Annotated in this window: 10 protein-coding genes; 7 read left to right on the forward strand and 3 right to left on the reverse strand. The window is 70.7% G+C overall.

The window, feature by feature from the left end; genetic code table 11:
- Nucleotides 1–74: 74 nt before the first annotated feature.
- Nucleotides 75–506: a DUF6281 family protein gene (locus ACZ60B_RS09015; protein WP_469385347.1), complete on the reverse strand. Its 432-nt coding sequence runs from the start codon at nucleotides 504–506 to the stop codon at nucleotides 75–77.
- A 303-nt stretch (nucleotides 507–809) separates the two neighbouring features.
- Here ACZ60B_RS09015 and ACZ60B_RS09020 point away from each other — a divergent pair, with 303 nt between their 5' ends.
- The 5 genes from ACZ60B_RS09020 (at nucleotide 810) to ACZ60B_RS09040 (ending at nucleotide 6,458) form a co-directional block, all read left to right on the forward strand.
- Nucleotides 810–1,526, forward strand: coding sequence for a FadR/GntR family transcriptional regulator (locus ACZ60B_RS09020; protein ID WP_469385348.1), 717 nt, complete (start codon nucleotides 810–812; stop codon nucleotides 1,524–1,526).
- On the forward strand, nucleotides 1,523–2,917 hold the full coding sequence (locus ACZ60B_RS09025; RefSeq protein ID WP_469385349.1) for a hypothetical protein: 1,395 nt from the start codon (nucleotides 1,523–1,525) through the stop codon (nucleotides 2,915–2,917). The genes ACZ60B_RS09020 and ACZ60B_RS09025 overlap by 4 nt, the downstream gene beginning before the upstream one ends.
- Before the next feature lie 623 nt (nucleotides 2,918–3,540).
- Nucleotides 3,541–4,212, forward strand: a complete 672-nt coding sequence (locus ACZ60B_RS09030; RefSeq protein ID WP_469385350.1) for a hypothetical protein — start codon at nucleotides 3,541–3,543, stop codon at nucleotides 4,210–4,212.
- Between the two features lie 6 nt (nucleotides 4,213–4,218).
- Nucleotides 4,219–4,875, forward strand: coding sequence for a DUF5987 family protein (locus ACZ60B_RS09035; RefSeq protein WP_469385351.1), 657 nt, complete (start codon nucleotides 4,219–4,221; stop codon nucleotides 4,873–4,875).
- Complete coding sequence (locus tag ACZ60B_RS09040) at nucleotides 4,872–6,458, forward strand: FAD-dependent oxidoreductase (RefSeq protein ID WP_469385352.1); 1,587 nt, start codon at nucleotides 4,872–4,874, stop codon at nucleotides 6,456–6,458. The genes ACZ60B_RS09035 and ACZ60B_RS09040 overlap by 4 nt, the downstream gene beginning before the upstream one ends.
- Before the next feature lie 283 nt (nucleotides 6,459–6,741).
- Here ACZ60B_RS09040 and ACZ60B_RS09045 read toward each other — a convergent pair whose 3' ends face one another.
- Both ACZ60B_RS09045 and ACZ60B_RS09050 read right to left on the reverse strand, forming a co-directional pair.
- A complete protein-coding gene (locus tag ACZ60B_RS09045; protein ID WP_469385353.1) occupies nucleotides 6,742–7,104 on the reverse strand; it encodes a hypothetical protein in 363 nt (120 codons plus the stop codon).
- Between the two features lie 2,075 nt (nucleotides 7,105–9,179).
- Nucleotides 9,180–10,094 carry a LysR family transcriptional regulator gene (locus ACZ60B_RS09050; protein ID WP_469385354.1) on the reverse strand — a complete coding sequence of 305 codons (915 nt, stop codon included), beginning with the start codon at nucleotides 10,092–10,094 and terminating at the stop codon, nucleotides 9,180–9,182.
- A 225-nt stretch (nucleotides 10,095–10,319) separates the two neighbouring features.
- Here ACZ60B_RS09050 and ACZ60B_RS09055 point away from each other — a divergent pair, with 225 nt between their 5' ends.
- Nucleotides 10,320–10,748, forward strand: coding sequence for a VOC family protein (locus ACZ60B_RS09055; protein WP_469385554.1), 429 nt, complete (start codon nucleotides 10,320–10,322; stop codon nucleotides 10,746–10,748).
- A gap of 436 nt (nucleotides 10,749–11,184) precedes the next feature.
- On the forward strand, nucleotides 11,185–13,152 hold the full coding sequence (locus ACZ60B_RS09060; RefSeq protein ID WP_469385355.1) for a hypothetical protein: 1,968 nt from the start codon (nucleotides 11,185–11,187) through the stop codon (nucleotides 13,150–13,152).
- The last annotated feature ends 138 nt before the right edge of the window (nucleotides 13,153–13,290 follow it).

Below are 13,290 nucleotides of genomic sequence, written 5' to 3' on the forward strand. Positions count from 1 at the left end.
CTCCAACTCTCCTTGGGGAACGGCCAGTTCAGCCCGCGAGGTACATGGTGGCCCTGTCCCACGCCGGTCCAACCCTAGCCTCGTGCCAGGGCCTTGACCTCCGGAGGCAGGCTGCCGCCGGGTCGGACGGCAAGGAGCACGACCTCGTCCGAGGGGTACCGCATCGCAATGGCGATACGTGGATTCAAGCCGTCGACGGCGTAGGCCGTGGCCGGTTCGGGCGCTGCGGCATCGTCGTCGTGGCCCGGCGTGTCGTCGCAGGGCGGGAACTCGGCGGGGCCGAGTGCTTCGCCAACGGTGAAGTCGACGTCGGCCACCTGCGTGTAGGTGCGGCCCCCGTACAGGGCGGCGATCGCGCATGACCCTTCGGCCTCCCCTCCCCCGCCCTGCGCCGTGCAGCCGGTCGTCAGCGCGGCCACGGCCATGACCGTGCCCGAGTACCACGACAGCCGCCGCGACCGCGTCGACCTGGCGGCGTTGCGTCGGCTTGAGGTGCTGGTTCGCATCAGTGGGCTCCCTCTGGAGCGTGCGTGCTCCGTCTCGCCGGGTACCGCATGGCGCAGGGGGAGTTCGGACCCCGGGCGCGGCTCCCGATCCATTCATGACCATGACGGAGCTCGAGGTGAACTGGTTCGTTCCGCTTTCGGGTGGCCGCCGTTGGGGGCGTGCCCGGTCGGGCGGCGGCATCGTGACGAACCGGAATCCACGCGCGTGGCATCGTCGCTGTCCCGGCCGCAGTTATTGACGCCGTGTCATCAACGGTGGTTCAGTGGCTCAGCCACTGGACCACTCAATCACCGGGAGCCGAGGTGGATGCACTGCCACGCGAGACGATCGTCGACGCGCTGGAGAAGCGGCTGCGCGAGGACATCCTCGCCGAGCGTCATCCCGCCGGAAGCTATCTGCCTCCCGAACGTGAACTCGCCGACGGATTCGGGGTCACTCGCACCTCCCTCAAGCACGCCTTCGAGCGGCTGGCGCACGCCGGGCTGCTGGAGACGCGCCACGGAGTGGGGACCCGGGTAAGGGATTTCCTGCGCCTGGGCGGGGCGGACCTCCTGCCGATGCTGGTGCTCCACAGCCCCGACTGGATCGGTGAGATCTTCGAAGTCCGCCGCAGCATCGGCATGTTGATCGCGGAACGCGCGGCGGCCCGTGCCACGGCGGCCCAGGTCGCCGAACTGCGTCTGCTGCTGGCGGCCGTCGGCGACGCGGCGGGCGGCGAGCCCGTGCAGCTGGCGGACGTCGAGGTGCACCGTGCACTGGCCCGTGCCACGGGCAACCGGGTGTACGTCCTGCTGACCAACACCCTGTTCAACGCGTATCTGCCGGTGCGCGGGGCGCTGGTCGGGCCCTTCGAGGATCCCCGGGCCGCTGGTGACCGTCTGGCTCCGGTCGTCGAGGCGGTGGCCGCCGGCGACCAGGAGGCGGCGCGCACCGCCGCGGGCGACTATCTGTCGGCGACGGAACGCATGATGCTCGACGGGCTGGCACGCTCCCGCCGACGCCGGGAAGGCGCCCTGTGAGCTTACGCGGGACGGTGTTCAGGGAGACCCTGCTGGGCCGTGTGCGTCTGGCCGGCGAGGACCGCGACCAGCCCGTCCGGCTGGACCTGCTGGTCCGTGCCGACGCGGTGCCGCTGCCCCACCGCACGACGCGGGCGCACGTGACCGGACGCGTACGCGTGGCGGGACGCGCCGACGACACCGAAGCCGTGGGCGAGCTGGAGACAGCGCCCCTTTCGCGCGACTGGATCCGCTACCGGATCACCTTCGCCATGGAAGGCCGGCGACTCACTCTGGTCGGCGGCAAGTCGATGTCGCCCAGGCGCCCGCTCGCCTCTCTGACCGTACTGCCGTACACCCTGTACGAGAACGGTGACCGCGTGGGCGAGGGCACGCTGCGCTTTCCCCTCGTCACCGGCCTGCTGCCCTTCCTCGCGAGTTTCCGGTTCCCGCGGGCTGTCGCGTCCCCCGCCGACGGGCATCTGGCGTCGCGCTGGGACGGCACACCGGGGCGGACCGAGGTCTGGTACACGACCCTGACCGATCCGGCCACCGACAGCGGGATCTGGCTGCACCACGAACTGGTGGCGCCCTCCGACGGTTCCGCCGCCTACGCGCACGGCTGGATCGCCGTCTTCCCCAAGGACGGCCACGTCGAACACGCACGCTTCGGCCCCGTACCGTGGACAGCGCATCCGGAAGGCTTCACCGCCGAGGGCATCCGCGTCCGACCGGGCCGGCTCACGGGCTCCGCGGGGACGTTCACCTGGGCGCTCACCGAGAGCCCCGAGGGCCCGCCGCTGCACACGTTTCCCCGCTGGTCCTGGCGACACCCCTGGCTTCCGGCCTCGCACATGCTCCCCGCCAGCCGCTCCCGCTACAGCGGCACCATCCGGTACGGCGCCGGTGAGCTGCGACTGGACCACGCTCCGGGGGCCGACGCCCGCATCTACGGCCACGGCAACGCACGCCGCTGGGCCTGGCTCCACGCCGACCTGGGCGGTGGTGACGTCCTGGAGATCGTCGCCGCGGTGTCCATGCGACGCGGACTCCACAGGCTGCCGCCCCTGGTCTTCCTGCGCCTGCACCGAAACGGCCGCAGCTGGCCCCGGCGCGCGGAACGCTCCGCCGTGGGCTGGGCGGGCATCGGCCGGTTCCGCGCGGACCTCGGCCTGCCCGAGTGGCGGGTCGAGGGCAGGGCGGGCCTGAGACGCATCAAGGTGACGGTCACCCAGCCGCCCGACCGGACCCTGTCGCTCGACTACACCGACCCCGACGGCTCCGCCGCGGTCTGCCGCAACAGCGAGAGGGCGGACACGGTGGTCAGCCTGGAGCGCTGGTGGGGCACATGGCGGCGGGAAGCCGTATGGCGGCTGTCGGGCACCGCGCACGCGGAGGTCGGCGACCGATGAACCATCGGGATCCGCCCGCCTCGGCGGACGTGCGGTCGCCCTGCTCACGGACGGAGGCACCTGCGTGTGGACGCGGCTCGTGCAGGGCAGGGCCGCGATGCTGCTCGACACCATGCCCGCTGTGGAGGGGACGGCCCGCGCGCTGCGGCCGCGGCGATGGGGGCCGGCACCGAGGCCCGCACGGGCAGGCGGCCTGCCGCCTCGAGCACAGCGGGGCGGCAGCAGCCCATGGGACTCCCGGTTCCCACCGGCCCCTGCCGCCACTCCTGGACGCGATCAGGGTACCGCTCCGTCGGCGAACGGACGCTGCGTCAGTGCCGTCCGCCGCCCCTGGCGTCCGGCCCCGGCGACCCGCCGCTCGACAGTGCGCAGCTCGACCAGCCGCCGTCCCGCGACCTGCCCACGCGTTCGAGCACCGGCCCGGTCGCTGTCGACCCGGGCGCCGGCGAAGACATGGCCGTCCCCACCTCTCCCGCGTCGGGATGCCTGTCGCCGTCATCGAGGCCCGGTCACCCGTACCACCTCTGCCGCTTGAGCGAAGTGCCCATCCTCGGCCTGCCGGTTCCCCGCCCTCGGCGGCCTTTTCCGAGCGACACCACACCTTTGCGCGTCCAGGAGGTCCTGTGTTCCCCGTGTACCTGCGCACGACCGCGGCCGGCTTCGCGCTGGCCCTCGGGGTCTGCGCCGCGCTGTTCCCGAGCCATGACGCATCCGCCGCACCCGCCGGATCGGCGACTGACGTCCGTACGGCCCGGACCGTGAGCACCTCGGCGGTCCGGACTTCCCCCGACGTGCCTCCGGTCGGGCCCTTCACCGAACCGGGCTTCGCCGCCACGTGCACCTGGCACGACTTCGGTGAGGGTGAACAGCCGCCCCTGTGGCTGATGTTCGCGAACCCGCTGTGCGTGCAGTACAGCAAGCGCGACATCACCTTCGACGACGGTGGAGCCCTGCGCTTCCTGGTCGCCGAGCCCGCCCGCTTCGCCATCACCATGCTGACCTGCCGCTACTACCAGAAGGACCACTGGAGCGTGCAGGCCACCGACGGCGCCGTACCGTACGTGGCGTGGGACGGCCAGTACTGGTGGGACAAGACCGGCCGACGGGCCGGCGCCCGCCTCACCCACTTCAGCGTCGACGGCCGGACGGTGGGCATCGGCGACGCCGTCGCCGCCCTGCGCGCCTCGAACTTCGACGACCTGGCCGACGCGCTGTCCGAATACGGGCAGAAGGCCGGGGAGACCGGTCTGACGGTGGCGCTTGCGTCCGACCTCGGCTGCGCGCTGATCGGCTGACCGGCCGTGTCCACCGTCGACCGACGAGCGATCCTCAAGGCGCTCACCGCATCGGTTGCCCTGTCGGCAGCCGGGGGGCTCACCGCCACCCCGGCGACCGCCGCGGCGCATGTCTCCGAGGGCTGGACGACACAGACCCTGGGGGCCTTTGCCGACACCCTCATCCCCGGTGAGCACCGGTTCCCGGGTGACCAGGTGTGCGCCGGAGCGGTCACCGGGCCAGGCGCCGTCCAGGCGGGCGTCATCGACGTCATGAACTCCCCCCAGCTGCCGCTGGCCTCGCTGCTGCCGGAGATCGCGGCCCTGCTCGACGCCCGTGCCGTCACCTATGCGGCGGTCCGGCTGATCTGGCTGTCACCCAGCCGGCCGCCCTTCGTCGGCCTGTCCTTCCCGCACCGGACCAATCTGGTCAGCGGCCTGTTCGGCTCGGGCGACGTCGACGAGCCGGTCTGGCAGATGATGAGCCTGATCGTCGGCATCGCGTTCGACACCGCCGGGCAGTTCGACACGGCCACCGCCCTGGCCCAGGGCCATCCGGGCCTGAACTGGCTGAGGTTTCCCGAGCCGGACCCGGACGGCCTGTGGCGGTTCGGGGACTTCTCCTACGGCCGCCCGCTCGCGGCACTCCATCCCGCCACGACCCCTTCCGGGAGCCCGGCATGACCGAGACCACGGACGTCCTGGTGATCGGCAGCGGCTTCGGCGGGGCCATCCCCGCGTACTACCTGGCCGCAGGCGGAGCACGCGTCACCGTTCTTGAGCGCGGACCCCGCTGGGGTGCGGCGCAGTTCAGCCACTCCATGCGCCTGGGCACCTACAACAAGATCGTCGATGTGATCCGCGGCGACGGCGTCTCGGTGGTCGCCGGCAACTGCGTGGGCGGCGGCAGCGTCGTCTACTTCGCCGCCTCGCTGCGGGCGCCGTCGTACGCCTTCGAGCGCCACGGCAGCCTCGGACGGCGGATGTGGCCGGCGTCCCTCAGCCGTGCCACGCTCGACCCGTGGTACGACCGGGTGGAGCAGGCACTGCCGGTCGCACGCACCGGCTGGTCGGACGTCTCCTACGCGGGCGGGGTACTGGCGGCCGCCTGCCGACGGGCCGGGCACACCTGCAATCCGGTTCCGGTGGCGGTGGACACCGCTGCCTGCACCAACTGCAACTGGATGCTGTCAGGCTGCGCGTTCGACGCCAAGCGCTCCATGCTCCTCAACTATCTCCCCGCGGCGGAAGCCCATGGCGCGGTCATCCGGCCACTCCACGAGGTCCAGCTGATCACCCCCTCACTGGAGTCCGGCTACCGCTACGCGGTCGCCTACACCGTCCTCGACCCCGATGACTACACCTGCACCACGAACGTGGGGATCATCCACGCCAAGGTCGTGGTGCTGGCGGCGGGTGCGGTGGGCACGCCGGTGATCCTCCAGCGGTCCTCCCTGCTGCTCGGCGGCATCCCGCGTGCGGTCGGCCGCTACTTCTCCGGCAACGGCGACCACGTCAGCGTCGCCGACGTCGACGAGAGCAGGACGGGGTCGCTGCTCGGACTCTCCCGCCCCGACGGGACGGTCTACCAGGGGCTGCCGATCGGCCGGCCGATCACTTCCGCCACGTACGACTACCTGGATCCGTCCGCACCGGAGTACAGCCGGTTCATGCTCCAGCAGATCTACTTCCCGCCGCTGACCAACGTCCTCGCCCAGACGACCGGCGCGCCCGGCTGGTTCGGCGTCGACAAGCGTCGGATGCGGGCCCGTTGGCCGTCGTGGCTCACCCTGCTCGCCATGACCGAGGACGACAACGAGGGCACCTTCGGAGTGGTTCCTCCCACCGGGAGCTTCATCCGCCTGGCACCCGGTCTCGGTCAGGGCACGATGTCCTTCCACCCCACCACCCGAACCCGCCAGGCATGGGACCGGGCGGACACGGCGCTCCGCGCAATCCTGGAGAAGGACGGTCTGTCCCGGGTCCGTCCGTGGACCGAGGCCTTGGCCGGTACGGTCACGGCCCACCCGCTCGGGTCCGCGCGCATCGGCGACGACCCGTCCACCAGTGCCCTCGACGACAAGCACGAACTACGAGGATTCCGGGGCCTGTTCGTCACGGACGGCTCGGCTGTTCCCGCCTCGCTCACCGTCAATCCGTCACTGACCATCGCCGCGCTGGCCGAACGTGCCGCCACCGGGATCGCGACCCGCGTCGCCGAGGCCGGAGTGACGATGACAGGAGGCGTCCCGCTGCCCGGCCGATAGACCGACGGGAGACTCCGAACCACACCGCCCAGCCCGACGGGCGGACCGGAAACCCACCCGGACACAAGGTCGAAGCCAACAGTCTTTCCCACGCCGCGTGCCCGCATGGACCCCACCACTGGACGCGTACAGGCCGAAGCCGTACCTGGTGAAGAGCGTTCTCGTTCTCGGCGCGGGTCGGCACGGGCGCGGTGACGTCCATGACGACCGCGGCCCGCACACGTTGCAGGCGGCAGACCCGCGCACGGGGCGCGGGCCTGTCCCCGCGCACTTGATCGTTCTGTCACGACGAGCGGAGCCCGTATCCCAGAGCGCGCCTCAGCGCGATGTGGGTCAGCCAGGCCATCCCGAAGGTGAAGGGCGCGGCAGTGTTGTCGGAGAGGCCGGGAACAATGGAGCAGACCGCCATGACGGCGAACGGGATCCAGACCCGCAGCAGTGCGACCTGAACGGCCGCCGAGCCCGGCACGAGCCTGGCCAGGAAGGGGACAAGGAGCCCGGCCACGGCGAACGGAATGGTCAGGCCCGTGTGCTTCGCCGCCTCGAACACCGTCCAGGCGAACAGGAAGAGGCCGAACACGCCCCAGGCGAAACGTGCGGCCCAAGAGGCTGGACCTATTGCGGCACTGGCGGTCTCACGCGTCATGGTGGCTCTCTCCCCGTATCGTGCGCTTCACGTGCCGCCCCATTGGCCGTCAGCAGTATGCAGCGTGTCGCTCTTCGACATCTACGGCAGGACCAGGGCCTCTCACCGGGAGCACCTCGATGCCGCCGGTCGGCGACGGCTGAAAATTGGTCCTGGATCGGGAAAGTGATCCAGAACCAAAATCGGGTCGCTGCCGACACAGATCTTGCCCCGGATTCCGGATCGACCGAACAAGCGCAGAAGAGGGGCTTTCCATCGCTTTCCTCTTGCTCCACCGGAACTGAGCGGGTCGCATGATGGAGCGCCGCTGGAGAAGTCCAGGTTTTCGTCGTCCAAGGATCATCCACCACGGCCGTTGCGCGCGGTGCCACAAGGGGGGCCAGCGATTCCGCTCTCCGGCGAACCCTCCGAGTGCCGACAACCTTCTGACTGATGTCAGGAACATGGCTCTGACAGTTCTCGACGTGGACGAGATGAGTCGATTCCGGAAACGTCCGGCAGCCCGCGGCGCGGCGAAAACTAGAGGTGCATTACATCTTATCGAGTGGCGCCACCCCCAACGATCTTCAGGAGTCAATCCCGCCATTCAGCAGGCGACCGACCGATCAGCCCGGGTAATAGGGTTTCATCCGCGAGACCAGGCCCCCGATTCCTCGCTGCCCATCCGGCGAGACGGGCGGCGAAGACCGGTACGGCCTGCCTGCACGATCCGCGTTCGAAGCGGACCACTGGTTCGAGTGGCTCCCGGCTGACACCCCGGCCCCCGCCGGAACACCCCGAGAAGCCATCCGAGCAGACCGGGGTGCTGCCCGCCGCCAAGCGGCGGGCAGCACCCCGGTCGAAGAGGCGGAAGCTACCGGCGCCAGCCGTCCAGGCAGACCCAGTGGCCCCAGCCGTGGCGGTGACTCCAGTAACAGTGACGGCCCCGGTCGTGATACCGATCCCAGTCCCCGCCACGGCCCCAGTCCTCGCCGCGGCCCCAGTCCCGGCCCCGGTCACGGTCGTGGTCGCCACCGCGGCCCCAGTCGCCGCCACGGTCATGGTCGCCGCCACGGTTGTGGTCACCGCCGTGGTCGACACCGGGGAGGCCCGCACCCACAGCCGCGGGGGACGTGACGGCACCAGGGGCCGCAGCAGCTGCCGCCGTTCCGGCGAGCGGCAGAACAGCGGTCCCGACCACCAGAACTGCGGCAGCCAGAGTTCCAGCCATACTCTTCACTGGTCGATCCTCCTTCGAACGAAAGGAAATCCCTGTCAGGGCAACCGACACTACCCACAAATTTTGGATGTCCAATCCGACCGACCGGCATCGAGCCGAATGGGCAGCCCGTGCCCGAAGGGAGTCAAACGGCAGGTCGGAGCGCATAAGCAAGGGGTTTCTACAGACCCCTCCCCCATGGAAAGCGAATCACCGAAAGCACTCGACCGGAGGATCAGATAAACCAGAGGAGCAAGGCCCCGGCAGTTCAGCAGCCCCAGTACACGGCGGCTCCGCATCTGATTCGCCGGCCGTGAAATGTCCAGCTTCGGAAGATGCAGAGAGTTCGCTTCCACCGCGCTTGTCCGGGTACACACAGATACACAGCTGCCTTTTTTGACCGAAATACCTCGATTTCTTTGGCGAAATTTTCCATGTCTTTCCTATCCCTTTCCCCGCCTCCCTCGGCCGCTTGCAGGGCGGGGAACCGTGCGGGCTTGCGGACAGACGGACCAGACACCCGTCCGGGACACGGCAGGCTCCCGCGCGAGCACGGCAGTCCCGCCTGCGAGCGCGGCAGCCGGTTTCCCGGGCGTCACAGCCGCAGCAGCGACGGCCGCACCCAGCCGGCCCGCCCCGTCCCGGGCCGCGCACATGACTTCCGGCGCACCGCCGGCCCGGAAAGCGCCCGCCGCGACAGCGCCGGACGTCGAAGCCCCTTCGTGATCCACGCCGAGTTCCTCGGCCGTGCGGCGGTTCACGGGCTTCGGCTCGGCAGTCCGTCACGTCCGCACCGCACGCTCACGCCACTTTGGTGGACACTTCCTCGAGACGGGCAGCGCCGGAGCTCCTCCGCCGAGGCTCGGCCGATCCGCTGTCACCCGTTCCCTGCGCCTCGGGGGACCCTCACGCTGTTCGCCGTATCCGCCACAGCCCGTACGAACTCCTCGACGTGCGCGGTGGTGTTCCCCCTCCGCCAGACCGGGCCGCGTTCGATCGGGCGTGCATCGTGGAGGGGCACGTAGGTGACGTCAGGACGCGGATAGTACAGGCGGGAATACTCGCCCACCGGAAGGACCCCTTTGCCCATCGCGACGAGTGTGAGCATTTCGGAGAACGAGGCTCCGGCCGGTCCTTTCGGGATCGGGCGGCCCGACGGGGTGCGGTCCGGGGTGCGGTCCCGCTTGAACCCCAACGATGTGACCTCCGGGTACTGCACCACGGGGTGGTCCGCGAGCACCTCGAGCGACACCGAACGCTCACCGGCGAGGGGATGCCCGGAAGCGACCGCGAGCACCCGCTTCTCCGTGATCAGCGCAGGACCGCAGGCCATCCCGTCGAAGGGGTACGAGGCGACGAGGACGTCGACCGAACCGTCGACCAGGCTCGCGCGGGAGTTGGACAGCTGCACTTCCCGGACCTCGACCCGGCAGTCGGGGTGCCGTTCGCCGAACAGCGCGACCGCCTTGAGCAGTGCGGGGGCCGTTCCCTCCCCGAGGAAGGCCACCCGAAGGTCGCCCGTGACACCTCGGCTCGCGTCGGCCGCTTTGCGCAGTGCGGCCTCCATCGCGGCGACGAGGGGTGCCAGCTCGCCGGCCAACTGCTCGCCGACCGGGGTGAGTCGAACGGTCCTGCTGGTCCGCTCGAACAACGCACCGCCGATGTGCCGCTCCAGTTTCCTGATCACCTGACTCACCCGGCCGGTCGTGAGACCGAGGCGCTCCGCGGTACGGCCGAAGTGGAGCTCTTCGGCAAGAGTCAGGAAGGTCTCGAGCTCCACACGCTCCAGCACGTCCCTCTCCCCGTTCGTTGAGTCAGGCTCAACGATCGTATGGCAATGCTGCCTTGATGGCGCATCCGGTCCGACGGATCCTGGAACAACCCCACCGACTCCACCATCGAGGGAAGAGCTGTGATCACGCCGAACGCCACCACCGGCCCGTCCGAAACTCACGCGTCCACGCAGGGCCACGGCCGCCCCGCGCAGACCCGTCGCGAGGCACCGCGAGTGCCTTCCCTGCGGGTCAAGGCCTTCGACCACCTGGTCCTCAACGTCGCCGACGTCGAACGCTCCCTGACGTTCTACACCGGCCTCCTGGGGCTGGAGCCGGTACGCGTCGACGAGTGGCGACAGGCGCAGGCGCCCTTTCCGTCGGTCAGGATCACCCCGGAGACCATCATCGACCTCGTCGCCGGCGCCCGAGGTTCGGCCAATGTCGACCACATCTGTCTCACCGTCGACCCCCTGGACTGGGACGAGTTCATCGCATCGGCACCCTGCACGGTTCTCGAAGGACCCGTACCGCGATTCGGCGCACGCGGCACGGCCACATCGGTCTACATCCAGGATCCGGACGGCAACGGAATCGAACTCCGCTGGTATCCCCAGGACGCCGACGACCGAGCCGAGCAAGGCCACGCTCCCCGTCAGCCTGAGGGTCGGTGAACTGGCGCAGCCGGCTCCCGACGCGGCGGCTCCCCGAGACGCCACCGAGGGGCTCCGACAGGTACATATGCACACCGGGATCTCGATCCGGGATGGCCGACCGTCCTCGGTGACGCTGCCTGGGCCGGTGGAGGTGGAGGCCGGTCCACGTCTGCCGGTCCGGTCCGCACCGGCCGGTGCGAGCCGGTCACGGTCCTTCCTGGCGTCGTGGCCCCCGGGTCCGGAAGCCCGGACCCGGCACGTCGGGTCCCGGAGCACCGGCTTTTCCACGGTGTCCATCTGCCGTACGACCTTCGGCTGTTCCCCCGCTGTGGCCGCTGCGCTAGGCTCACTCGCCGTCCCGCGTCCTGTGGCAAGGCCACTGATCACGACCGACACGGCCGTCCGGTCGGCTTCACCTGGCGTTGTCGAGTGCACCCAGGAGAGAAACAGAGCCGTGAAGAATGTCGATGCGCCCGTTCGGGACGCGTCCGGACCGGACGCCCGGCAGGCCGGTGAGCTTCGGGCCCTGCTCGAGGAGGGCACTCGTGCCGTCGTCGACGACGGCGATCTGCGCGCCGGCCGGGACCGCTTCGAACGCGCCTACTGGATGGCCGAGTCGGTGGGCGACGCACGGTCCATGGCGGTGGCCGCGCTCGGCTTCGGCGGTCTGTGGGTGCACGAACACCGTACGGTCGCCGGCTCGGTTCTCCTGGAATCGCGGATACGCGGGGTGCTGGAGCTCCTGGACCCCCAGTCCTCGCTGACACTGCGGCTGCGGATCCGACTGGCCGGGGAGGGCGACTACCGCAGCAGCGACAACACGGCCGTACTGGCGCTGCTCGAGCAGGCAAGGGCACGGCAGCACCCGTTGGCGCGGGCCGAGGCGTCGAGCCTGGCTCATCACTGCCTGGTCGGTCCTGAGCATGGCGCGCTGCGCCGGGAACTGGCCGGCGAGCTGGTCGCGCAGAGCTTTCTCACGTCCCGCCGCAGCGATCTGTTGATGGGACTGCTGTGGCAGACGGTGGACATGTTCCTGGACGGCGACCCTCACGCGGAACGCTGCCTGGCGGAGCTTCGTGGCCTGCTGGCCGAGCGTGATCATCTCGCGGTCGGTTTCGTCGTGAGCGCGATGGAGGTCATGCTCGCCGTCCGCGCGGGCCGCCTCGACGAGGCCGAGGTGCTGGCCAGGGCCTGTACCGAGCGCGGGATCGCCGCCGGTGACGTCAACGCCACCGTGTGGCAGGCCGCCCAACTGGTGACCATCCGCTGGTATCAGGGCCGGGTGGGAGAGCTCGTGCCGCTCCTGGGCGACGTGGTCAACTCGCCGACGCTGAGCGCTGTGGACGATCACGCGCTGGCTGCGCTGGCGGTGGCCGCGGTGACGGCCGGGGACCGGCGCAGGGCCGTCGGCGCACTGGCCACGCTGTGCGGCCGCGACCTCGGCGACCTGCCCCGGTCGAGCAGCTGGATGGTGACGATGCACGGTGTCGCGGAGGCGGCCTATCTCCTCGACGACACCGCCACGGCGGCACGGGTCTACGAGCTGCTGAGCCCCTACGCCCACCTGCCGGTGGTGGGCAGTCTTGCCGTCGCCTGCTTCGGCTCGGCCCACCACGCGCTGGGGGTCGCCGCATTGGCCACGGGCGATGCCGAGCGGGCCGTGGGCCATCTGCGGGAGGCGGTACGGCGCAACCTCGCCCTGGCGCACTGGCCCGCGGTCAATGCCTCCTGGGAGCGGCTCGCGGTGGCGCTCGTACGGGCCGGGCGGCCCGCGGAGGCCGACGCCGTCCGGCAGGAGATGGCCGCGGCCGCCGAGGAGGCCGCGGAGCCGCTGCCCAGGACCGACGGGCGTGACGGCGCGGATCCACAGGACGAGGACGGGCAGGGACAGCCGGCGGTGTCGTGTACCCGGCTGGGCCGCAAGTGGCTGATCGGGCTGCGTGGGCGCAGCGTCCTGGTGGAGCACAGCGTGGGAATGCTGCACCTGGTGGTGCTGATCGCCAATCCGCGCCAGGAGATCCGGGCCGCCGACCTCGTGGCGGGGCTGACCGCCCTCGGCGAGGCCGCCGGGCGGGCGGCTGCGCCCGGACAGCCGGTGCTGGACCGGGCGGCGGTGCAGGAGTACCGCAGCCGTCTGGCGCGGCTGCGCACCGATCTGGACGCGTTCCGGGCGGCCCGCGACCAGGAGCGCGCCGCTGTGGCCCAGGCCGAGCACGACTGGCTGGTGAGCCAGCTCGCCGGTGCCACGGGCCTGGGCGGACGCGCGCGCCGCTTCTCCGAGAGCGAGGAGCGCTCCCGGGTGGCGGTGAGCAAGGCCGTCCGCCGGGCGCTGGACCGGATCGCGGCAGCCGATCCGGCGATCGGTGAGCATCTGCGGCAGGCGGTGCACACCGGGGTGCGCTGCTCGTACTGGCCCGCCTGACACGGGCCCTGCCCTGCTTGCGGCGTGATCCTGGGCTGCGGCGGTGTCCGCCGGTCTCCCCGTTCGGGATCGTCGCGGCCGGTCTGTGCGGCCGGCCTTCCGGCCTCGGTGGCCGCGGCCGTGACGGCTGCTTCGGCG

The organism is Streptomyces sp. NPDC104096 (genome assembly GCF_055584385.1).